The sequence below is a fragment of the Nocardia arthritidis genome, assembly GCF_011801145.1.
Taxonomy (GTDB): Bacteria; Actinomycetota; Actinomycetes; order Mycobacteriales; family Mycobacteriaceae; genus Nocardia; species Nocardia arthritidis_A.
Genome location: NZ_CP046172.1, coordinates 1,531,699 through 1,553,696, shown reverse-complemented (window position 1 = coordinate 1,553,696; position 21,998 = coordinate 1,531,699). Strand labels below are relative to the sequence as shown.

Below are 21,998 nucleotides of genomic sequence, written 5' to 3'. Positions count from 1 at the left end.
GCATCCAGCGGTCAGAACCCGGACAACACCGTTCCGCATAGCGTTTGGCTCCCGCGCCCGCAATTGACCGGCGCGGGAAGCCGAACGCTTTGCGGGAGTCGAAGTCCTACACGCCGGTGTCAGTACTCCGCGCGCAGATGCGTGACATCGCCCGCGGAGACCGGCCGATCGCCGATCAGCAACCGTCCCGATGCGTCGACATCCGTCGCGACGCCGGTGAGCGTCTGTCCGCCCGGCAGTTCGGCGCGAACCCGCGCACCGATGGTCGAGCAGCGTTCCCGGTATGCGGCGGCCAAATCGGTTGTGTCCCAACCACAATCACGCCAAGCGGTGAAGCGCCTGGCGAATTCGGCGAGCAGCGATCGCACCAGCTCGGTGCGATCGGTCACCTTCGCCTGCGCCAGCGTCAGCGAAATGGCATGCGGCACCGGCAATTCCGCCTCGGTGAGGCTCACGTTGATCCCGATGCCGATGACGACGACGGGCGCGGGGCCGGCGGCCGCGACCTCGGCGAGGATGCCCGCCACTTTGCGGCCATCAATGAGCACATCGTTGGGCCATTTGAGGTTCGCGGCGACACCGGCCGTCGCACGCAGCGCGTCGACCACGGCGATGCCGGTGAGCAGCGGCAGCCAGCCGAGCGACTCCGGGGCGATCCCACCCAATCGCACCAGCATCGACATCGAGATCTGGGCCCGCGGCGGGCTGATCCAGGTGCGTGCGTGTCGTCCGCGCCCCTGCTCCTGCGCCTCTGCAAGGAGTACCACGCGATCGATATCCGGTTCACCGGCTCGCGCGATCAGGTCCGCGTTGGTGGACCCGGTCGACTCCACCACGTCGATGTGGGAGAAGAACGACAACTCGGGCGTTTCGACGACGCTGCGCCGCAGCTGCTCTGCATCCAACGGTGGCCTTTGCACGAGGGCAGAGGCTACCGGGCCGCGGGCGCGTTATCCGACTTGGTCGGAACGATCGAACATAGAAGCTCCCCCCTGAAGCACGAAAACGGGACTCTCCCAGGATATCCGGGCCACGCCGCACCGCGCGACCCGAATTTCCCCGGCATTTCTATCCGGCCAGCATGTATTCCTCGCCCGGATCCGCCACCTCGCGATCGCGTTCCAGCCATGGCACCGGATCGCGGAATCGCGGCTCGGCGACCTCGGCTCGACCGCTCACGAACGACGCGGCAGCGGCACGTTCGGCGACTGATCTGCTCCATTCCCACATAACCGAATCACTCCCCTTCCCAGAACGTCGGCCACTCCCCTGAAGCACGAACTCGGGACGCCCACAACCCTACCGGCACCGGGATATCGGGCGATACCGATTTTCCGCGCGACCCACCCATCGCACGAGTTATTGCCCACCAGCGGATTTCGGTTTGAACGCACCTGGCGCAATATGATCTAGCTGGGCTTTTCTACCCATCGGTAGCGGATGCTCGGTTCGAGCGATCCGGCGGCACTGGTTACACTCCGGAGCCATGACGAGTGTCCAGCAGCAGCCCGCGTCAGGTCCGGCGGGCTCCCCCGATATCCACACCACCGCCGGGAAACTGGCTGATCTGCGGAATCGGCTGGAAGAGGCCAAGCACCCGATGGGTGAGGCCGCGACGGACAAGGTGCACGCCAAGGGCAAGCTGACCGCCCGCGAGCGCATCCTGGCCCTGCTGGACGAGGGCTCGTTCGTCGAATTGGACGCGCTGGCCAAACATCGCAGCGTCAACTTCGGCCTGGAGCACAACCGCCCGCTCGGCGACGGCGTCGTCACCGGTTACGGCACCATCGACGGCCGCGACGTGTGCATCTTCTCCCAGGACGTCACCGTATTCGGCGGCAGCCTCGGCGAGGTGTACGGCGAAAAGATCGTCAAGGTCATGGATCTGGCACTCAAGACCGGCAGGCCGCTGATCGGCATCAACGAGGGCGCGGGCGCGCGCATCCAGGAGGGCGTCGTCTCGCTGGGCCTCTACGGTGAAATCTTCCATCGAAATGTGCAGGCGTCTGGCGTAATTCCCCAGATCTCGCTGATCATGGGCCCGGCCGCGGGTGGCCACGTGTACTCGCCCGCGCTCACGGACTTCGTCGTCATGGTCGACCAGACCAGCCAGATGTTCGTCACCGGACCGGACGTCATCAAGACGGTGACCGGTGAAGAGGTCACTATGGAGGACCTGGGCGGCGCGCACACGCACATGGTGAAATCCGGTGTGGCGCACTATGTCGCCTCGGGCGAGCAGGACGCGCTGGACTACGTCAAGGATCTGCTGTCCTACCTGCCCAGCAACAACCGCGCCGAGCCGCCGCGCTACCCGGCGACCGATCCGATCGACGGCGCGATCGAGGATTCGCTCACCGATGAGGACCGCGAGCTGGACACGATCATCCCGGATTCGCCGAACCAGCCGTACGACATGCACGAGGTGATCCATCGCCTGCTCGACGACGACGAATTCCTCGAGGTGCAGGCCGAGCGCGCGATGAACATCATCGTCGGCTTCGGGCGCATCGATGGCCGCAGCGTCGGCATCGTGGCAAACCAGCCGACCCAGTTCGCCGGCTGTCTGGATATCGACGCCTCGGAGAAGGCCGCGCGGTTCGTGCGCACCTGCGACGCGTTCAACATCCCGATCCTCACCCTGGTCGACGTGCCCGGCTTCCTCCCGGGCACCGGTCAGGAGTACAACGGCATCATTCGCCGCGGCGCGAAGCTGCTGTACGCCTACGGCGAGGCCACTGTGGGAAAGATCACCGTCATCACCCGCAAGGCCTACGGCGGCGCATACGACGTCATGGGGTCCAAGCACATGGGCGCCGATGTGAACCTGGCCTGGCCGACCGCGCAGATCGCGGTCATGGGTGCGTCCGGGGCGGTCGGTTTCGTCTATCGCAAGCAGTTGCAGCAGGCCGCCAAGGACGGCGCGGATGTCGACGCGCTGCGCCTCGAGCTGCAGAATGAGTACGAGGACACCCTCGTCAATCCGTACGTCGCGGCCGAGCGTGGCTATGTCGACGCGGTGATCCCGCCGTCGCACACCCGCGGTCAGATCGTTTCCGCGCTGCGGCTGCTGGAACGCAAGATGGTGACCCTGCCGGCCAAGAAGCATGGCAACATCCCGCTGTGATGAGGCGATAACCCGGATATCCCACACCCGGCAATGGTTGACAGAGACCATGAGTGGGTCAGAGGGTGATCTCATCAGGTTTTCGACATCAGTCCGAGAACACGCCCGATCGCGGTGTGAGCCGAGGGCCCCGAGGTGACGGGCCCGGCGAGCACCGCCATCGAGTAAGGCTATAGAGAGGATCTGGCACTGTGACAGCCGTGGCAGAAGAAGATGTGTTGACCGCCGCCGAACTGGATCTCACAGTCGACCCGATCACCGACGAGATCGTGCCGACCGTTGCCGATCTGGAGGCGGTCGTGCCGACCGTCGACGGGCAGCCGTTCATCAAGATCGTGAAGGGCAACCCGAGCGATCTGGAGATCGCCGCACTGGTTTGTGTGCTCACCGCGGCCGCCGCCGGCGGCGAGCAGGCCGGCGCGTCCGGCCCGATCGATATGTGGGGCCGTCCGACCATGATGCACCGGGGCACCACACCCTTCTCGCCCTACGCCTTCCCGCAGCTGTCGCACCTGCGCGACTGACCCGTGCCGGAACCGCGCCTGGTACTCGCCTCCGCGTCACCGGCCCGCCGAGCGGTGCTCCGCTCCGCGGGTATCGATCCGCTCGTCCACGTATCCGAGGTGGACGAGGACGCCGTCGCCGCCGCGCTCCCCGCGGACACGCCACCGCAAACGGTGGTGATCGAGCTGGCCCGGGCAAAGGCCCGCCATGTCGCGGCGACCGCCGACCTTCCCGCCGAATGCGTTGTGGTGGGCTGTGATTCGATGTTGCTGGTGGACGGCACACTGCAGGGCAAGCCGCACACACCCGAGGTCGCCCGGCAGCGCTGGGCCGAAATCGCCGGGCGCAGCGCCGATCTCATCACCGGACACTGCGTGCTGCGGCTCACCGGCGGGGTCGTGACCGCCGAATCGGTCGACTGTAGTTCCACCACAGTGCATTTCGCGAAGCCCGACCCTGCCGAGCTGGACGCCTACATCGCCACGGGCGAACCGCTCCAGGTGGCGGGCGCGTTCACGCTGGACGGATTGGGCGGCTGGTTCGTCGACCGGATCGATGGCGATCCATCGAGCGTCATCGGGATCGGATTACCACTGCTGCGACGGCTGCTTGGCGATGTTGGGGTCACCATTGCGCAGCTGTGGCGCCACTCGCAGACCTGAGGGCGGCACGAGCTGCGGTTCGGCGCCGTTGTCCGCGGCGACCACCACGGGGGCGACCGGCGCCTGCTGCTCCCGCCGGGCCAGCAATTCCAAACGGACCACGCACAATTCGGGTTCGACGAATGGGTGCAGCCGCACGTTCACATCGTCGCGGGCGCCGTTGCGTTCCAGCGCCTCCTTGATCTGCCCCAGGTGCACACCGCAAACCACCTCGGAGTGGGTGCGCGCCAATTCGCGCAGCGGGCAGGCGGTGAGCCGGACCATCGCCTGTTCGGGGGTCTCCGATGCCGGGTCGCGCTCCGGCGCGAAACCCAGTTCGGAGGACAGCGCCATCACGACATCCTTGGCGTCATCCAGCGATTCGACCCGCCGCGCCGCGACGTCGAGCCGCGCGCCCCAGGCGCGACCGGCCGCGATGGCGGCCTCCTGCCTGCGCCGGGGATCCGGGCCCAGTTGGTCGGCGAGCACCTGGGCCAGCTCCTGATAACCGATCGATCGCTGCACCGCCGCATAACCGATGCGTGGACGGCCGCGGCCGCGCGGTGGTTGCTGGAATTGCCGCACCAGTGATTCTTTGGTGAGGACGTCCAAATGAAATCGGACCGTGGTTACGTGCTGCCCGGTGATTCTGGCCAGTTCCTGGGCATCGAGGGGCTCGCTTGCGCCACGTAGGATCGCGAGCAGTCGCCGTCGCGGCCAAGAATCGGACATAGCTCACCCCTCCTCCCGGGAGACTTTATCGGATGTAGGTGCGATTTATTCGCTCATTCAGCCGATTTGTGATCTGAAACGAGTTGCACAACCGCCTCACGCATACCATCGCAGTGAGACCAGAACCGCCGTAACCGCCGTCTACCTCGCGCGAAGGACCACGCCAGTGCCCGTTGCCCCGGATCCACATGCCGCTTTCGGCCCCTACGCACATCCTCACCGACTAGTAACCACAGAGTGGCTGTCGGCAAACATAGGCGCGCCGGGACTGAAGATCGTGGAGTCCAACGAGGACATATTGCTGTATGACATCGGGCACGTTCCGGGGGCAATCAAGATCAACTGGCGGGGCGACCTCAACGATCAGGTCACGCGCGACTATATCGACGGAACCCGATTCACCGAACTTATGCGCTCGAAAGGAATCGAGCGCGACGACACGGTGGTCATCTACGGCGATCGGGGAAATGCTCAGGCGGCGCACACGCTCTGGCTGTTCACCCTCTTCGGGCACGAGGACGTAAGGTTGCTCGACGGCGGCCGGGACGCCTGGATCTCCGAGGCGCGCGAGACCACTTTCGATACACCCTATGTCGGAGTCAGCGACTATCCGACCGTGCGCCGCGACGACGCTACCGCCCGCGCCTTCCGCGAGGATGTGCTCGCCCACCTGGGCAAACCGATCCTCGACGTGCGCTCGCCGAAGGAATATTCGGGCGAGCTGGTCCCCGAACCGCTCAACCCGGAGGACGCGGCCCTGCGCGGCGGGCACATCCCCACCGCGCTCAACATTCCGTGGACCGCGGCGAGCACCGCCGACGGCCGCTTCCGCAGCCGCACCGAACTGGACGAGGTGTACGCCGCGCTGCCCGCACGTGACGATGTCGTGGTGTATAGCCGGGTTGGCGAACGGTCCAGCCACACCTGGTTCGTACTCACCTATCTGCTCGGCCATCAGCGGGTACGCAACTACGACGGTTCGTGGACCGAATGGGGCAACTCGGTCCGCATGCCGATCGCCAAGGGTGACGAACCAGGCGAAGCCCCAACCACTTCCACCCGGCGCGGGCGGGGTAAGTAAGGTCCTTCGTAGCATCGAAGAAACGTCTACGACGCGATCCGCGACCTACTGTCTGGTAGGACTATGCGAGTTCGGCGTCTGTTGGCAGACTGCCTACACTCGCCCGAGACGTAAATTATGTCGACCACGGGGCGACCAGAAGATTGCACACAGGAGGCTCAGTGCCCAGCCATGCCAGCGCGCGGATCACGAAGGTACTCGTAGCTAACCGCGGCGAGATCGCCGTGCGCGTGATCAGGGCCGCCAAGGACGCCGGGATCGGCAGCGTCGCCGTCTACGCCGAACCCGATGCGGACGCCCCATTCGTCAAGCTCGCCGACGAGGCCTTCGCCCTCGGCGGACAGACCTCGGCCGAGTCGTACCTGGTGTTCGACAAGATCCTGGACGCGGCGGCAAAATCCGGCGCCGACGCCATCCACCCCGGATACGGATTCCTTTCCGAGAACGCCGACTTCGCCCAGGCGGTCATCGACGCGGGCCTGATCTGGATCGGCCCGTCGCCCCAGTCGATCCGCGATCTCGGCGACAAGGTCACCGCCCGGCATATCGCCGAACGCGCGAAGGCCCCGATGGCAGCGGGCACCAAGGATCCGGTCAAGAACGCCGACGAGGTCGTCGAATTCGCCAAGCAGTACGGCGTTCCCGTCGCGATCAAGGCCGCGTTCGGCGGCGGCGGTCGCGGCATGAAGGTCGCCCACTCCATCGAGGAGATCCCGGAACTGTTCGACTCCGCGACCCGCGAGGCCACCGCGGCGTTCGGCCGCGGCGAATGCTTCGTCGAGCAGTACCTGGACAAGGCCCGCCACGTCGAGGCGCAGGTGATCGCCGACCAGCACGGCAACGTGGTCGTCGCGGGCACCCGTGACTGCTCGCTGCAGCGCCGGTTCCAGAAGTTGGTCGAGGAGGCGCCGGCGCCGTTCCTGTCCGACGAGGTGCGCACCAAGATCCACGAATCCGCCAAACGCATCTGCCGGGAGGCCGGCTACTACGGCGCGGGCACCGTCGAATATCTGGTGCAGGGCGAGACCGTTTCGTTCCTCGAGGTCAACACCCGCCTGCAGGTCGAGCACCCGGTCACCGAGGAGACCGCCGGAATCGACCTGGTGCGCCAGCAATTCCGGATCGCCGAGGGCCACGAGCTGACGATCAAGGAGGATCCGAAGCCGCGCGGGCACGCCATCGAATTCCGGATCAACGGTGAGGACGCGGGCCGCAACTTCCTGCCCGCCCCCGGCCCGGTCTCCGTCTACCGGGAGCCGACGGGCCCGGGTGTGCGCGTCGATTCCGGCGTGGTGCAGGGTTCGGTGATCGGCGGACAGTTCGACTCGATGCTGGCCAAGCTGATCGTCACCGGCGAAACCCGCACCCAGGCGCTGGAGCGGGCACGTCGCGCGCTCGCCGAATACGAGGTGGAGGGTCTGGCCACGGTCATCCCGTTCCACCGGGCGATCGTCAGCGATCCGGCCTTCATCGGCGACGGCACCAAGTTCGACGTCTACACCAAGTGGATCGAGAACGAGTGGGTCAACACCGTCGAGCCGTACACCGGCTCCGGTGTCCAGGCCGAGGAGGACGAGGACCAGCCGCGGCAGAAGGTCGTCGTCGAGGTCGGCGGGCGGCGCGTCGAGGTGTCGCTGCCGGGCAACTTCAGCGTCGGCGCGCCCGGCGCCGCCGCGGGTAACGGCGTTGTCCGCAAGAAGCCGAAGCCGCGCAAGCGCGGTGGCGCAGGCGGCGGTGCCGCATCCGGTGACGCGGTCACCGCGCCGATGCAGGGCACCGTGGTCAAGGTCGCCGTCGAGGAGGGCCAGGCCGTGGAGGCGGGCGATCTGATCGTCGTGCTCGAGGCCATGAAGATGGAGAATCCGGTCAACGCGCACAAAGCCGGTGTGGTGACCGGGCTTTCGGTCGAGGCCGGTGCGGCCATCACCCAGGGCACTGTGCTCGCCGAAATCAAGTAGGGCTCGCCGAAATCAAGTAGGCGATTTTCGCGACGGTGGCCCATCCGCTCGTGCGGGTGGGCCACCGTCGTATCCGGGGTAAACAGCTGGCGAACAAGCTTTCCGCGCCGCGGGCGGGCCCGATAGGGCTGCCGTATCGTGGTCCGGTGACCAGTTTGCGGTATGAGGATCGGGCGGAAGATAGCGGGGATGCCGCCGATCGGCGCACGGTCACCGAACTGATCCGCGCTCGTCACGCCAGTGGGAGCCGCGCCGACGGACAGCGGCTGGTGCTCGTCATCGAGGGCGGCGGCAGTCGCGGCGTGTACTCCAGCGGCATGGTGCAGGCCATCGAGGAACTGGGTTTGGCAGGCGTTTTCGACGCCGTCTACGGGACGTCGGCGGGCGCCATCAACGGGGCCTGGCTGCTGTGCGGGCGCGCGACGCCCGGCATGCGCTCGTGGACTGATCCGGAGATCATGCGCCGCGCCATCGACCCGATCCGCCTGCTGCGCGGCAAACCCGCCTTCGACCTGCGCTACCTGGTGCATCAGGTGTACGACGGGATCGAGCCGATGGACTTCCCCGCGATCCTGGCCAACCCGACCACCTTTCACCCCATCGCCACCGATGTGCGCACCGGGCTCGCGGTGGATCTGCACCGCTACATCGTCGACAAGCGGACGCTGATGATCGCGCTGCGCGCCTCCGCGGGCCTGCCCATTCTCGCCGGGCCGCCCGTCACGCTCGGCGACTCCCAATACTTCGACGGCGGCCTCTCCGAAACGGTGCCCATCCGCACCGCCGTCCGCGCGGGCGCGACACACGCACTGGTGCTGCGGACCCGTCGCACCGACGAAAAGCGCCCGCCCGCACCGCGTCTGCACCGCGTAGTCGGCGGCGGCTACATGCGGATGATCGCCCCCGGCGCCTACCGCGCCTGGCTGGAACGCCCGCAACAGCAGTCCGTCGAGGACAATTTCCTCGCCGGGCTCGGTGACGCGGCATTCCAGATCCACCCGCCTGCCGGCTCACCCAGTGTGGACAGCGCGAGCCGGAATACCGCGCTGCTGTCCGAGGCGCTCGAAATCGGGCGTCAGGCAGTGCATTCCGCGCTGGCAAGCGCGGTGCGTGCGGCCTAGGTTCCTCGTTTCGGTGGGATCGGCGCGTTGGGTGCCGGGTCATGTCGTTACGACGTACGGAATCGCCCGAGATGGGTGCCTGGTGCGTCGGCATATGGTGTTCCGGTTCCACACTCTGAATGCCGCTGTGCCCCCGTAGGTTCAGCTTCTTGCGCGGCGCGCGAACCGGTTACCTACGCGCTCAAAGGTAAATGAGGGTGCCTGCACCTCGGCTTCGAACCGTGCACACGGTGTAGGGGGTGCGCACCATGGAGACGGGGTGCGGCCGCCTCATCGACCAATGACGCGGTCCGCGACATCGATCAACCTCGTCCTGGCGGAACCTTCGTCGGCGGCGTCGATGGCGCGGGGTCGTCCTCCAGTCCCGGTATCCGCAACACCGGGCCCGGATCGGTTTTCGGATCGCCGCCGGGGATCTGTAGCGGCGGGGGTTTGGTCGGCCGGATTTCCGGTGTCACCGTATCGGTTTCGTTGACGCTGGCCGGGGAGGGCGCCGGGCTGCCGCCACCGTCACCGTCGGCCAGTAGCACGAGTACCGCGCAACCCGCGAGAAGCAGGAACGGGGAGAGCAGGATCAGGATGATCGCGATGAGGAAGCGTCTGGTGCGGCTCTTCCGTCTACGCGGCGCGGGCGCGGGTGGCCGGACGGGCCACGGTGTGGCGGTGGGGCGGGCGGGCTGGCGACGCAGGTACCATTGGCGGCGCGATGGCGCGGCGGGGTACTGATTGGACTGGTATGCGTTCGGCTGGAGCGCATTGGGCTGGAGCACATGCGTCTGATGCGCCGTCGGCGGGAGCACAGTCGGCTGAGGCGCAGGCGGCTGGTGCCCAGTCGACTGATGCCCAGGCGGCTGCGGCGCATTGACTTGGGGCGCATTGACTTGGGGCGCAACGGCTCCCGCGCGCGGCATGACCGTCTGGTTGTGCGGGAGGTGCGGTGTCACCGGATGGGTGCGCTGCCGTCCGCGCTGCGGATTCGGCTGCGGGATCGGCGCTCCCGCCGGAACCGGCTGCGCGAATCCGGGATGCGGATACATCGGCGCGATGCGGGTTTCGATCCTGGTCTGCGGAATATCCTGGTGTGCAAGCAGTTTCGTCGGCGGTTTACCGGCCTCCAGCGCCGCGCGGGCATTGCGCGCGAACTCACCCGCCGACTGATAGCGCTGCACCGGATCCTTCGCCAGGCCCCGCGCGATGACGCCGTCCAATGTCGGCGGAATGACCGGGTTCAGCGAGCTGGCGCGAGGCGGTGCGGACATCAGGTGGGCGTGCATCTGCTGGGGCGGGTCGGTGTCGCCGTAAGGGCGTCGCGCGGTGAGACATTCATAGAGCACACAGGCCAGCGAGTACACGTCGGACCGGCCATCGGTGTTGCCGGTGTAGCGTTCCGGTGCCATATAGGCCCAGGTGCCCATGGCGAAACCGGTTGCGGTGAGCGCGGTCTGGCCGCGACTGTGGGCCAGCCCGAAGTCGATCAGATAGGCCGCCCCGTCGGCGCGCAGCACGATATTGGACGGCTTCACATCGCGGTGCACCAGGCCGACCCGGTGCGCGGCGTCCAGCGCGGACGCGACCTGCTCGATTACAGAGACGGAGACCGCGGGCGGGATCGGCCCATCGGTCTGCAACCGCACGCCCAGATCGATGCCCTCGATGAATTCCATGTCGATGAACAGCCGTCCATCGATCTCACCGTGCGTGTGGATCGGCACCACATGCGGATCGCGCAGCGCCGCAATGACTTCGGCCTCGCGCTCGAAGCGCTTGCGATACTTCGCGTCGGTGGCGAGTTCGGCGGGCAACAGCTTGAGCGCGACCCTGCGCTCGACGACGGTGTCGTAGGCCAGCCAGACCTGGCCCATCCCACCCTTGCCGAGCAACCGCTCCAGCCGATATCTCCCGAACCGCTCCTCCCCCATCCGCAAACCTCCGTGTCGCCGTTGACATCTCGCCGCGAATACCGAAAGCGCAGCTCACGGTCCAGATGTCAAGCGCCGAGCTTACCTTGAAGGGTAGTCCCGGAGCAGACCGGGCGACAGTGTGACCTCTCCGACCAGCGACAGCCGCCATCTCGCGGACCCCGCGCGACCCGCGCCTATTACCCTTTCTCCTATGAGTGAGGTCCCGGAAATCCGCATCGGCACCGCCGAACGAGAAGAGGCGCTGCAGCGGCTTTCCGATCATTTCGCGGCAGGCAGGCTTAGCGTCGCGGAGTTCGACGAGCGCAGTGCGATCGTGGCGGCGGCGCTGACCCGCGGCGATCTGGAACAGGTGTTCACCGATCTGCCGCAGCCGGTGGCCGAGAAACCCGCGCCCGCGAAATCGGAGCACAAATTCCTGTCCGACTGGCCGGACCGGATCATGGCGGTCATCCCGATCCTGGCGCTCATCCTGTTCCTCGCCACCGGCCACTGGTGGTTTTTCCTGGCGATCCCGCTGGCCGGCGCCCTGCTCTACGGCGGACGCCACAACCCCCGCCGGGACGAGCGCCGCCGCGAACATCTCGACCGCCATCAAGACCTGCTCGACCGCCGCCGCGACCGCCTCGAAGGCCGCCGGGACCGCCTCGAGGGCCGCCGCGACGACGAGGACCGCGCCTGATGGAGCCGGTGGAGATCAACGCGGGCACCTGGTACCTACGCGCCCTACGCGCCGACGACCGCATCGACGACCGCCCGACCCTCGCCGCGGGCGGCATCACCGACCCGGACTACGTCGCCACCCGCACCGCCCAATGGACCGACGAAACCCACTTCTCCTGGGCCGTCTGCGAACCCACCACCGCAGAACTGGTCGCCGAGATCGTCGTGACACCTACCGGCGAAACAGCCCAACTCACCGGCTGGGCACGCCCCGGCCACGAACCCGCCCTGAAGAGCGGGGAAGCCGCGGTCCGCCGTTTCGTCGAAGGCGCACTGGCACTTCGAATAACCTGAGGCCATGCCCACCGCCTACCTCGACCACTGACCGGCCGCGCCCAGTTACTATCCCGCACAATGGGATTCGGGCGCGGCCGGTTGGGTCAGCGCATGACGCCGGTATGTCCGGTCGAGTAGCGGCCCGGCTGGGGCCAGACCGTCAGACCGTGTGCTCCGCGGCCGACGGGTATGCGGGCCAACAGGTTCCAGTTGACGATGTCGATCGCGTAGACCTCGCCGTGGTGGCGTCCGGATACCCAGAAGGTGCGGCCGTCGGCGGAGATGTTTCCCATGTCGGGGCTGCCGCCGCCGGGGATTTCCCATTTGCGCACCAGTTGGTTGGTCGCGAAATCCCAGACCGAGATGGTGCCCTCACCGCGGTTGGTGATGATCATCTGCTTCGAATCGCGGGTGACGTAAAGTCCGTGCGCCCCTTTGCCTGTCGCGATGAATCCGGTGTTCTCGAAGGTCAGCGCGTCGATGGCGTAGACGCCGTCGGCCATCATGTCGGCGACGTAGAAGGTGCGTCCGTCGGGTGCGAGCTTCACGTCCTGCGGCATGCCGGCGCTGCCGCTCGGAAGGTCGATCAGCTTGACCTGTTTGTGCTCGGCGACGTCGAAAACCAGCATGCGCCCGGAGAATTCACAGCTGGCGACGGCGAATCGGCCGTCGGCGGTGAAGTCCATGTGGTCGATGCCCGCGCAGTCGGGCACCGCCATGGCGTCGACCCGCTGCCAGGTGTGCGGATCGTAGAAGTCGAGCGATTTGTCCGCCTCGGCGACGACCAACGCGAATTTGCCGTCCGGGGTGAAGTACATGTTGTACGGGTCGCGGACCGGCAGCGGGTCGCCGGGTTTGCCGGTGCGTGGGTCGATCGGGAGCAGGCTGCCGCTGCCGATCGGCAGATCGTTGGTGACGTAGAGGGTCTGCAGGTCGTAGGCGGGGACCACATGCTGCGGTTCCCGCCCACCCGCCGGGAAGGTGTCGACCACCTCGAAGGTGTTCGGGTCGATCACCGATACCGAATGCGATTCGCTGTTGGGCACGTAGACCAGCGGCCGATGCTCGGCGACGGCCGGGCTGAGCTCCCGATCCGCCGCGTAGACATCGGTGGGCGATAGCGGCGGCGGCATGCCGGGTAGCAGGTTCGTCAGATGTGGCGGCGGTGCGGGCGCCGCCGAGGTCGTCGATCGGCCGACCACCGAACCCGCCTCGCTGGTCGAGGCGCAGCCCGCGGCCGCCAGGACGATCGTCACGACAATTGGTGCCAGACGTCGGTTCACGCGCTGCACCGTGCCGGGAAGTGGTGAGGACGAGAGGACATGGCTGCGAAGCCTATGCGGTGGTCAGCTGATTATTGGTTAATCCGCGCCACCCGCCCGAATCATCCGAATTACCAGGTCATCTCGGATCTGTTGGCATAGTCCAGAAATATGGCAAACGCCGCGCAATTTGACAATTGCGCGGCGTTCGGCGGTTGGCCTCGGCCGGGCCTAACCGAGCGTCTCGAGCACGCGCGCCAAGGCGTCCACCGCGGCGTCGATTTCGGCCGCGGTGACGGTGAGCGGCGGCCGGAACCGGATACCGCGCTCACCGGTGCCGAGGATCAGCACATGCTCCTGTTCGCGCAGCGCGGTGAGCACCCGGTCGCGCAGTTCCGGCGTGGCCAGCGTGATCGCGCACATCAGCCCGCGCCCGCGCGGCTCGCTGACGCTCGAATGCTCGTCGGCGAGCACACCCAACCGGTCCAGCAGGTGCGCGCCGAGCGCACGGGACCGCTCGACCAACCCGTCGGCCTCCAAAACCTCGAGGATGCGCCGGGTACGCACCATATCGGTGAGGTTGCCGCCCCAGGTGGAGTTGATCCGCGAGCTGACCCGGAACACGTTGTCCGGCACCTCGTCGACGCGCCCGCCGGCCATGATGCCGCACACCTGGGTCTTCTTCCCGAAGGCCACCACGTCGGGCTCGAGGCCCAGTTGCTGGTAGGCCCAGGTGGTTCCGGTCATGCCGACGCCGGTCTGCACCTCGTCGAGGATGAACAGCGCGTCGTTCTCATGGCACAGCCGTTGGATGGACCGTAAGAATTCCGGCCGCATATGCCGGTCGCCGCCCTCGCCCTGAATCGGTTCGGCGATGAAACACGCTATGTCGTGCGGGTTTTCGGCGAAGGCGCGACGCGCCTGGTCGAGCGCTTTCGCCTCGGCCGCCTCGATGTCGACGCCGTCGCCGAGTACCGGCGCGTCGATGCGCGGCCAGTCGAATTTGGGGAAGCGCGCCGTCTTCGTCGGATCGGTGTTGGTGAGCGAGAGGGTGTAACCGGTGCGGCCGTGGAACGCGCCGGTGAGGTGCAGCACCTTGGTGCCGAGTTCGGCTGGGCGGCCGTGGATTTCGTTATGCCTGCTCTTCCAGTCGAAGGCGACCTTGAGCGCGTTCTCCACGGCGAGCGCGCCGCCGTCGATGAAGAACAGGTGCGGCAGGCGCGGATCGCCGAGTACCCGGGCGAAGGTTTCCACGAACCTCGCCATCTCGACGGTGTAGATATCGGAGTTACTCGGTTTGTTGAGTGCGGCGGTGGCCAGTTCGGCGCGGAACTCCTCGTCGTCGGCCAGCGCCGGGTGGTTCATACCCAGCGCGTTGGACGCGAAGAAGCCGAACATGTCCAGATAGGACGTGCCGTCGCGTTCATCGACCAGCCGGCAGCCACGGGATTGCCGTAGATCCAGCACAAGGTCGAACCCGTCGGCGAGGATGTTCGCGGACAAGATCTCATGCACCCGGTCGGCGGGGGTGACCGAGGTGATGTCACCACCCGCGCGGGTGCGCTCCAGTTCGAGGGTCACACCAGCGAGGGTACGGAAAGATTTACGAAATCTCTACAGATCCGCGGTAATTACTCCACGTAACGACTACCTGTCATAGAATGTCTGCAGAATGATCGTGCTCCGCGTCCGGACGTTGGCCGTCGCCCTGATCTCCTGCAGCAGCTGCTCGAGATGCCGCGGTGAGGCCACCCGGACCAAAAGCATGTAACTTTCGTCGCCCGCCACCGAATGGCATGCCTCGATGCCCGGGATGTGCTGCAGGAGTGCGGGCGCGTCGTCGGGCTGCGAGGGGTCGAGAGGAGTGATCGCGACGAATGCCGACAGCAACTGCCCGAGCGCCTCGGGGTCGACATGCGCCGTATAGCCCCGGATCACCCCGCGCGCCTCTAACCTGCGCACCCGCGACTGCACCGCGGATACCGACAGACTCGCCTTCTCGGCCAAGTTGGACAGGGTGGCGCGACCATCGGCCATCAGTTCCCGAATCAGTAGCCGATCAATGTCGTCGAGCACAGGTCGTGCCGGTGTATCCGCCATCAGCGAAAGATAACTCAGCAAGCCCACCTCGGTGCGGAAACCTCGATACACCACCCATCGGTCGAAAGGTATGGCGGACCAACACATGACGGATGTACTCGGCGATCAGACCACCGAACTGGCCCGGCGTGCGGCGCGATTGCTGCGCGCGCTCGGCGCCCGGCAGCCGGAACCGGGGGCGCTGCTCGCCCGCACGCCCATCACCGGCGAGCGGCTCATGAGCATGGCGCCCAGTTCACTCGACGAGGTCGACGCGGCGATCGGCCGCGCGGCAACGGCTTTCCGGTCCTGGCGCACGGTGCCCGCGCCGGTGCGGGCGGCCCTCGTGCGCAGGCTGGCCGAACTGCTCGTCACGCACAAGGCGGAACTGGCGGAGCTGGTGACGCTGGAGGCGGGCAAGATCGGCCCGGAGGCGCTCGGTGAAGTGCAGGAGATGATCGATATCTGCGAATTCGCCATCGGTCTTTCCCGGCAGCTGTACGGGCGGACGATGCCTTCGGAGCGGCCGGGGCACCGATTGATGGAGACCTGGCATCCGCTGGGCGTGGTCGGCGTCATCTCGGCATTCAACTTCCCGGTCGCGGTGTGGGCGTGGAATACCGCCGTCGCACTGGTTTGCGGGGACACCGTGGTGTGGAAACCGTCGGAGACGACGCCGCTGACCGCGCTCGCCTGCCACTCGCTGCTGCGCAGGGCCGCGACCGATGTCGGCGCGGATCCCGAAGTGCACCAACTGATTCAGGGCGATTCGACGGTCGGTGAAAAGCTGGTCGACGATGCGCGCGTCGCGCTGGTGAGCGCCACCGGTTCGGTGCGGATGGGACAGCAGGTCGCGCCGCGGGTGGCCGCGCGCTTCGGCCGCTGCCTGCTCGAACTCGGCGGCAACAATGCCGCGATCGTCACGCCCACAGCGGATTTGGCGCTGGCGGCGCGGGGCATCGTCTTCGCCGCGGCGGGCACCGCCGGACAGCGCTGCACCACACTGCGGCGGCTGATCGTGCACGCCGACGTGGTCGGCCCGCTGATCGAACAGGTGGAGAAGGCGTACAGCCAACTGCGCGTTGGCAATCCGCTCGACGACGGAGTGCTGGTCGGCCCGCTGATCAACGAGCGCGGCTACACGGCGATGCGTGACGCACTGCAGCGGGCCATCGCCGACGGCGGCGAATTGGTATGCGGCGGTGAGCGAGTCGACGGATTCGGCGCCGACGCCTTCTATGTGCGCCCGGCCATCGTGCGGATGCCCGCGCAGACCGCCGTGGTGCGCGAGGAAACCTTCGCACCCATCCTCTACGTGCTCGACTACCACGATCTCGACGCCGCCATCGAACTGCACAACGCTGTGCCGCAAGGACTTTCGTCCGCCATCTTCACCGGCGACCAGCGTGAGGCCGAACGCTTCCTGGCCGCCGACGGCTCCGACTGCGGTATCGCCAACGTCAACATCGGCACCTCCGGCGCCGAGATCGGCGGCGCGTTCGGCGGCGAGAAGCAGACCGGCGGCGGCCGCGAATCCGGTTCCGACTCGTGGAAGGCCTATATGCGCCGCGCCACCAACACCGTCAACTACTCCGCCGAACTCCCCCTCGCCCAAGGTATTCAGTTCGGCTGAACCACCCCTGACCGGGCGTTTTGGTACCTCCACCCCGCACGTGTAGTGTTGTAAATACCGACGCGGGGTGGAGCAGCTCGGTAGCTCGCTGGGCTCATAACCCAGAGGTCGCAGGTTCAAATCCTGTCCCCGCTACAAAAGAGACGGCCCGGAACCTACTGGTTCCGGGCCGTTTTCGCGTTGCACATCGAGTACGCCGCTACTCCTCGGTTGCCGCTTGCTCCGTCGATGAATTCGGCGTCTGCTCATGTCGCGCCAGTTGCCGCTTCTGCATCAGGGTGAGGATCTGTTTGGCGGGCAGGAGTACGACCCAGATCCATTTGGCGACGGTTGCCGAGCCGAGGACGAGGGCGATGCCCACCGATACCAGCATGACCAGCACCGTCGTGCCCAGATCGAGCAACGAGAAACGGTAGTCGTCCGTTGTCATCGGTTCGGCAAGCAACGCCGGATGCCTCCGCTGATACAGCACGAGCGCCGAGTGGACCGCTGCCACGGCGGCGATGGTGCCGGAGTAGATGGCCACTGCTTGGGGACGGTGGCCGTATTCGGACAGCAGCGCGGTGGGAAATGGCATGAGTGCCACCAGGCCCAGTCCCAGCAGGGTCGTCCGGGTCATGATGTCGTCGGCATGCCGGACGCCCGCGAGGATCCGGCGCTGATCGCGCCAGAAGGCTGCGATGACCACGAAACTGAGCGCGTACGCCAAAATCTGCGGCACCGTCCGGCGCAGCGCGTCGAGGAATTCCGCGTCGTTCAAATCCGGATGCATATCGATGTTCAGCACCAGCAGCGTGATCGCGATGGCGTACACGCCATCGGAGAATGCCCACAGCCGCTCCGGGCCGGAGGCCCGGGTCGAAAGCCCGCGCACCAGGAAGATGGTAATGATCGGACGTCGATTCCCTCGGCGACACGCACAGCGGGGCGCGGTACGGCTCACCCGAAGTGTCGACCGTCGGCATGGTGGTTTCAGCGGGTGTGGGTGGTGAGGAACTGGTCGAGGACGCCGTAGCTGATCTGGCTGGGCCAGCTGCCCCAGATCAGGTTGTAACCGTGGTCCGCGAAGGGCAGCAGGACCGTGTGGTGCGGTACGCCTGCGGCGGTGAGCTTTTCGTCGAGCATGGTGGCCTGGGCATGGGGCACAACATGATCGCTGGTGCCCTGCAGTTGCAGGGTCGGGGGCAAACCCGGCCGGACGTAGGTCAGTGGCGAGGTGGCCAGGTATGCCTGAGGCGCGGCGGCCGGCGGACCGCCGAAGACCCCGCCCTCGACGAGGCTCTGAGCGAGATCACCAGCGCTGCGGGCTCGGTCGTCGACCCCGCGTGCGCCGGAACCGTTCGTCGGCACCGAGGCGGAGCAGGCCGCGAACCGTTGTCATGCGGATTCGGCGGGCCCTCGGTCGGGATGCGGGCGTGGTTGTGGGCGGGCCTGTTCGAGTTGCGTGGCGACCGGCAGGATCGTGGTCTCTCCGCCAGGTGGCCCGACCAGCTGCACGGCCAGCGGCAGGCCGTCCTCACCGACGCCCACCGGCAGCGAAGCGGCCGGATTGCCCGCGACGTTCCAGATCGCGGTGTAGGTGACCATCGGGAAGCAGGCGACCGTCGCGGCGAGGCTGCCCTTGCCATCCAGCACACCGACTCGTGGTGGCCGGATCGCGGTGGTCGGCGTCAGGAGCAGATCGTATGCGTCGAAAATTCGATTGAGCTTGCGGCCCAACGACTCTCCGGCGCGGATCGCCCACTCCAGCACCGGCCGGCGTGCCCATACACCCAATCGAAGTGTGTGCCGGGTGCGTCGTTCCAGCAGTTCCGGATACTCCACGATCTGCGCCTCGGCGCGCACTCCCCCGTAGAACTGGGTCAGCAGTGCCGGTGTGGTGTCGGGATAGTGCGGGTCGATCTCGTCCACCCGATGTCCGAGGCCGGCCAGCAGCCCGGCGGTCGCCTCCAGCGCGCGCACCTGCTCCGGATGTGGTTTCACCAGCGCAGTCGTGGTCTTCGCAGAGAATCCGACGCGCAACGGGCGCGGCGGCTTTCGTGCGGCGTCGGTGAACGACGTCTCGGGCTCCCGAGCACGGAACCGGTCGCCGGGCAGGTTGCCACGGATGACGTCGTAGACGATGGCGCTGTCGAGCACGGTGCGGGTGAGCGGTCCGCATGTCCCCAACGCCCCCCACAGCGCCGTCATCGGTGCGGAAGTCACCCGGCCCCGCTGCGGCTTCAACCCGAAAAGCCCACAGCACGCGGCGGGGATACGGATCGATCCGCCGCCGTCTCCGCCCAGTGCCACCGGCACCAACCCGGCGGCCACCGCGGCCGCCGAGCCGCCACTCGAACCTCCGGGAGTTCGTGTGGGATCCCACGGATTCCGCGTGATTCCATAGGTGCTCGACTCGGTGAACGGCCACTGCCCGAACTCGCTCATTGCGGTCTTGCCCACGATCACCGCCCCGGCGGCGCGCAGCCGCCGCACCACCTCAGCGTCGGCACGCGCCGGCGTGCGATTGGCGCGGGTACCGAATGTTGTTGTCACACCGGCGACGTCGATCTCGTCCTTGATCGCGACCGGGATGCCGTGCAGCGGTCCGAGCGGCTCGCCCGCCGCCCGGGCGCGATCTCGTTCGGCAGCGTCGCGCCGGGCAGCGTCCCGCAGCACCGTGGTGAACGCGTTCAACGCGGAGGCCCGGTCGATGGCGTCCAGGGTGGCTTCGGTCAGTTCCATCGCGGTCAGCTCGCCGGATGTCAGCGCGGTGTACTGCCGGGATACCCCGGCGGCCACGATCTCGTTGTCCGTCATACGTTTTCGGTGCCGTCAGTCGAACAGGTCGGGTTGCTCGCGGGTGATCTGCCGATACAGCGGTTGGAATTGGATCCACCCCGCCAGGCCGCTGCCGACCTGCCGGTACGTGAGAGCCGCACTGTCGGGGTCGATCGGCACAGGTTGGCCGGCGGCTTTGGCCAGCAGTTGAACCTGGCAGGAGCGTTCCATGGTGATGAACCACCAGGCGGCGGCATCCACGGTGTCGCCGACGGTCAGCAGGCCGTGGTTGCGCAGGATCACGGCCTTGTGACCGCCGAGGGCCGCGGCGATGCGCTTGCCCTCCTCGAGATCGGTGACCACTCCGGTGTAGTCGTCGAACAGACCGTGGTCCCGGTAGAACGCACACGCGTCCTGGCTGATCGGCTCCAGCATGTCGCCGAGCGTCGACAGCGCGCGCCCGTAGGTGGAGTGGCTGTGGCATGCGGCGATTACGTCCGGGCGAGCCTGGTGCACCTGGGAGTGGATGGCGAAGGCGGCGTCGTTGACCGGCAGACCGCCTTCGACCACCTCGCCCCGATGGTTGACCAGGATCAGATCGCGCACCCGAATGTGCTTGAAGGACATGCCGAATGGGTTGACCCAGAAGTGGTCGGTCAATTCCGGGTCACGTACCGTGATGTGCCCGGCCACACCCTCTTCGAACCCGAACTTGCCGAACAACCGGAACGCGGCGGCCAGCCGCTGCTTGCGGTGCTGACGCTCGTCCTCCACATTGTCGAACGACGGTGGCATCGGCACGCCCGAAAGTGCCTTCTCCAAAATCTTCTCGGTGTCCGACACGGGAAACCTCCTTGTCGAGCGACTGTGCTGCTTATCGATGACCAACTACAACACGTGTCTTCCACCCCCTTCTAGGCTGTTCAATACAGCGCTTGCCCTGCCGGTTGTCCGAAACCGACAGTTGAGACGGAGTGATCGTGAAACAGGTGACCATCGACCGAGCCCGGGCTCGGCTCATCGAACACGCCCGCGATCGGGCCGTGGCCCGCACCATGGTCGCCGCCATGGTGCGGGCCTCGCGCGAAGCGTCACCCCCGATCGCGGCCCTGCCGGAGGAGGAGATCCGCCGCCACGCCCGGATCCTGTTGCACGGCATCGTGACCAGCGACAGCACACCGGGCGAGGAAGTCCTGGCCGCGGCCGAACGCCTGGGCGCGCAGCGAGCCCAGCAGGGCGTATCGATAGAGGCGCTACTGGACGGGGTCCAAGCCAGCCTGTCCTGCGTGAAGCGGATGCTCATCGAGCAGGGGGACACGCTGTCGGTCCCGCCGCGGGCATTGCTGGACGCCGTGGTCCACCTCGATCAGATCGCCACCGAGGTGGTGCACCGCGTCGTGCACACTCACCGTGAGACCGAACTGAACCTGGCACGCACCCGAACCGAGCGCGAAACCCAAACGCTGCGACAGCTTTTGCACGGTGAGCAGACCGCCTCGTGTGCACCATTGTCGGCATCGGCCGCCTACCACTGTGTGGTCAGCGACATCAGCGATCCGACCCTCGCCGCGCGTTTGGCGACCGCGCTGACGGCCGGCGGGCCGGGACTGAGCGGGCTGGTCGACGGGCGGCTTGTGGCATTGGTGGCCCGGCTACCCCGATTCGACGACGACTGTCCGTTGCTGGTTACCACGCCCGCGGCCCGGCCCACACAGGTGGCCCCGCTCTACGATCTCGCCCGCCGGGCGCTGCGGGCAGGCCGGACGGCAGGCCTGGCCGGGCTGCGCAGGCTCACCGACCTGGCACTGCTCATCGCCACCCACACTCAGCCGGAACTGGGCAAAATCCTTGCCGCACAACTACTCACCGACCTCGACCCCACCGACCCGTTCCATCGCGACCTCGCCCGGACCGCCCTGGCCTACCTCGATCACCGCGGCCGGATCGAACCCACCGCCACCACGCTGCACATCCACACCAACACCGTCAAATACCGCCTGCGGCGTTTCAGTGAACTCACCGGCCACAGCCTGACCGACCCAGACCACACCACTGTCGCCGAAACCACCCACCACTGGTGGGCGCTACAGCACTGGCTCACTCATCCCTGAAACAGAGGAGCCATCGCCCGGGACCGCGATGATCGGCTCGGACCCTTCTGCCGTCTTGCGCGCGGACGACC

General features: G+C 66.9%; 19 protein-coding genes, 1 tRNA gene and 1 pseudogene. 11 read left to right on the top strand and 10 right to left on the bottom strand.

Going from position 1 to position 21,998, the window contains the following annotated elements; genetic code table 11:
• Positions 1–119 precede the first annotated feature (119 nt).
• Positions 120–920 (bottom strand): biotin--[acetyl-CoA-carboxylase] ligase, encoded by an 801-nt coding sequence (locus F5544_RS06855; RefSeq protein WP_167472398.1) that lies wholly within the window; start codon positions 918–920, stop codon positions 120–122.
• A gap of 566 nt (positions 921–1,486) precedes the next feature.
• Between F5544_RS06855 and F5544_RS06850 the strand changes: the two genes are divergently transcribed.
• The 3 genes from F5544_RS06850 to F5544_RS06840 all read left to right on the top strand — a co-directional run bounded on the left by F5544_RS06850 (position 1,487) and on the right by F5544_RS06840 (position 4,293).
• Complete coding sequence (locus F5544_RS06850) at positions 1,487–3,127, top strand: acyl-CoA carboxylase subunit beta (protein WP_167472397.1); 1,641 nt, start codon at positions 1,487–1,489, stop codon at positions 3,125–3,127.
• 200 nt (positions 3,128–3,327) lie between these two features.
• The gene (locus F5544_RS06845) at positions 3,328–3,651 is read left to right on the top strand and encodes an acyl-CoA carboxylase subunit epsilon (RefSeq protein ID WP_428847121.1); all 324 of its coding nucleotides are present in this window, start codon (positions 3,328–3,330) and stop codon (positions 3,649–3,651) included.
• A 3-nt stretch (positions 3,652–3,654) separates the two neighbouring features.
• A complete protein-coding gene (locus tag F5544_RS06840) occupies positions 3,655–4,293 on the top strand; it encodes a nucleoside triphosphate pyrophosphatase (protein ID WP_238847123.1) in 639 nt (212 codons plus the stop codon).
• On the opposite strand, the gene F5544_RS06835 is transcribed toward F5544_RS06840, so the two are convergent.
• On the bottom strand, positions 4,219–5,004 hold the full coding sequence (locus tag F5544_RS06835) for a helix-turn-helix transcriptional regulator (RefSeq protein ID WP_167472395.1): 786 nt from the start codon (positions 5,002–5,004) through the stop codon (positions 4,219–4,221). The two genes, F5544_RS06840 and F5544_RS06835, sit on opposite strands and share 75 nt — an antisense overlap.
• A 166-nt stretch (positions 5,005–5,170) precedes the next feature.
• Between F5544_RS06835 and F5544_RS06830 the strand changes: the two genes are divergently transcribed.
• The 3 genes from F5544_RS06830 to F5544_RS06820 all read left to right on the top strand — a co-directional run bounded on the left by F5544_RS06830 (position 5,171) and on the right by F5544_RS06820 (position 9,164).
• The gene (locus F5544_RS06830) at positions 5,171–6,085 is read left to right on the top strand and encodes a sulfurtransferase (RefSeq protein ID WP_167472394.1); all 915 of its coding nucleotides are present in this window, start codon (positions 5,171–5,173) and stop codon (positions 6,083–6,085) included.
• Between the two features lie 161 nt (positions 6,086–6,246).
• Positions 6,247–8,043 carry an acetyl/propionyl/methylcrotonyl-CoA carboxylase subunit alpha gene (locus tag F5544_RS06825; protein WP_167472393.1) on the top strand — a complete coding sequence of 599 codons (1,797 nt, stop codon included), beginning with the start codon at positions 6,247–6,249 and terminating at the stop codon, positions 8,041–8,043.
• Positions 8,044–8,198: 155 nt separating this feature from the next.
• Complete coding sequence (locus F5544_RS06820) at positions 8,199–9,164, top strand: patatin-like phospholipase family protein (RefSeq protein WP_167479026.1); 966 nt, start codon at positions 8,199–8,201, stop codon at positions 9,162–9,164.
• A 302-nt stretch (positions 9,165–9,466) separates the two neighbouring features.
• On the opposite strand, the gene F5544_RS06815 is transcribed toward F5544_RS06820, so the two are convergent.
• Positions 9,467–11,083, bottom strand: coding sequence for a serine/threonine-protein kinase (locus F5544_RS06815; protein ID WP_167472392.1), 1,617 nt, complete (start codon positions 11,081–11,083; stop codon positions 9,467–9,469).
• 193 nt (positions 11,084–11,276) lie between these two features.
• Between F5544_RS06815 and F5544_RS06810 the strand changes: the two are divergent.
• Together F5544_RS06810 and F5544_RS06805 are read left to right on the top strand one after the other, a co-directional pair.
• Positions 11,277–11,663: pseudogene (locus F5544_RS06810) on the top strand (DUF1707 SHOCT-like domain-containing protein); the annotation flags it as partial.
• Positions 11,664–11,764: 101 nt separating this feature from the next.
• Complete coding sequence (locus F5544_RS06805; protein WP_167472390.1) at positions 11,765–12,100, top strand: hypothetical protein; 336 nt, start codon at positions 11,765–11,767, stop codon at positions 12,098–12,100.
• A gap of 86 nt (positions 12,101–12,186) precedes the next feature.
• Here the strand turns inward: F5544_RS06805 and F5544_RS06800 are convergent, their stop codons facing one another.
• The 3 genes from F5544_RS06800 to F5544_RS06790 form a co-directional block, all read right to left on the bottom strand.
• Complete coding sequence (locus F5544_RS06800; RefSeq protein ID WP_238847122.1) at positions 12,187–13,365, bottom strand: beta-propeller fold lactonase family protein; 1,179 nt, start codon at positions 13,363–13,365, stop codon at positions 12,187–12,189.
• A gap of 210 nt (positions 13,366–13,575) precedes the next feature.
• On the bottom strand, positions 13,576–14,925 hold the full coding sequence (lat, locus tag F5544_RS06795) for an L-lysine 6-transaminase (RefSeq protein WP_167472389.1): 1,350 nt from the start codon (positions 14,923–14,925) through the stop codon (positions 13,576–13,578).
• Positions 14,926–14,991: 66 nt separating this feature from the next.
• Positions 14,992–15,444 carry an Lrp/AsnC family transcriptional regulator gene (locus F5544_RS06790; protein WP_167472388.1) on the bottom strand — a complete coding sequence of 151 codons (453 nt, stop codon included), beginning with the start codon at positions 15,442–15,444 and terminating at the stop codon, positions 14,992–14,994.
• An 85-nt stretch (positions 15,445–15,529) separates the two neighbouring features.
• On the opposite strand from F5544_RS06790, the gene amaB reads away from it, so the two are divergent.
• Positions 15,530–17,056 (top strand): L-piperidine-6-carboxylate dehydrogenase, encoded by a 1,527-nt coding sequence (amaB, locus tag F5544_RS06785; protein WP_167472387.1) that lies wholly within the window; start codon positions 15,530–15,532, stop codon positions 17,054–17,056.
• Between the two features lie 61 nt (positions 17,057–17,117).
• Positions 17,118–17,191 (top strand) — tRNA-Met (locus F5544_RS06780).
• Positions 17,192–17,255: 64 nt separating this feature from the next.
• On the opposite strand, the gene F5544_RS06775 is transcribed toward F5544_RS06780, so the two are convergent.
• The 4 genes from F5544_RS06775 to F5544_RS06760 all read right to left on the bottom strand — a co-directional run bounded on the left by F5544_RS06775 (position 17,256) and on the right by F5544_RS06760 (position 20,659).
• Positions 17,256–17,930: a TMEM175 family protein gene (locus F5544_RS06775; RefSeq protein ID WP_167472386.1), complete on the bottom strand. Its 675-nt coding sequence runs from the start codon at positions 17,928–17,930 to the stop codon at positions 17,256–17,258.
• A 98-nt stretch (positions 17,931–18,028) separates the two neighbouring features.
• Positions 18,029–18,406 carry a hypothetical protein gene (locus F5544_RS06770; RefSeq protein WP_167472385.1) on the bottom strand — a complete coding sequence of 126 codons (378 nt, stop codon included), beginning with the start codon at positions 18,404–18,406 and terminating at the stop codon, positions 18,029–18,031.
• 27 nt (positions 18,407–18,433) lie between these two features.
• Positions 18,434–19,855, bottom strand: coding sequence for an amidase (locus tag F5544_RS06765; RefSeq protein ID WP_167472384.1), 1,422 nt, complete (start codon positions 19,853–19,855; stop codon positions 18,434–18,436).
• A 15-nt stretch (positions 19,856–19,870) separates the two neighbouring features.
• Positions 19,871–20,659 carry a class II aldolase/adducin family protein gene (locus F5544_RS06760; RefSeq protein WP_167472383.1) on the bottom strand — a complete coding sequence of 263 codons (789 nt, stop codon included), beginning with the start codon at positions 20,657–20,659 and terminating at the stop codon, positions 19,871–19,873.
• A gap of 137 nt (positions 20,660–20,796) precedes the next feature.
• Between F5544_RS06760 and F5544_RS06755 the strand changes: the two genes are divergently transcribed.
• Positions 20,797–21,927 (top strand): PucR family transcriptional regulator, encoded by a 1,131-nt coding sequence (locus tag F5544_RS06755; protein WP_203217497.1) that lies wholly within the window; start codon positions 20,797–20,799, stop codon positions 21,925–21,927.
• Positions 21,928–21,998 lie beyond the last annotated feature (71 nt).

Excerpts from the sequence above, each read along its gene's own strand:
- F5544_RS06850 (WP_167472397.1), top strand. The coding sequence starts at position 1,487 with ATGACGAGTGTCCAGCAGCAGCCCGCGTCAGGTCCGGCGGGCTCCCCC.
- F5544_RS06835 (WP_167472395.1), bottom strand. The coding sequence starts at position 5,004 with ATGTCCGATTCTTGGCCGCGACGGCGACTGCTCGCGATCCTACGTGGC.
- F5544_RS06815 (WP_167472392.1), bottom strand. The coding sequence starts at position 11,083 with ATGGGGGAGGAGCGGTTCGGGAGATATCGGCTGGAGCGGTTGCTCGGC.
- F5544_RS06805 (WP_167472390.1), top strand. The coding sequence starts at position 11,765 with ATGGAGCCGGTGGAGATCAACGCGGGCACCTGGTACCTACGCGCCCTA.
- F5544_RS06790 (WP_167472388.1), bottom strand. The coding sequence starts at position 15,444 with ATGGCGGATACACCGGCACGACCTGTGCTCGACGACATTGATCGGCTA.
- amaB (WP_167472387.1), top strand. The coding sequence starts at position 15,530 with ATGACGGATGTACTCGGCGATCAGACCACCGAACTGGCCCGGCGTGCG.
- F5544_RS06765 (WP_167472384.1), bottom strand. The coding sequence starts at position 19,855 with ATGACGGACAACGAGATCGTGGCCGCCGGGGTATCCCGGCAGTACACC.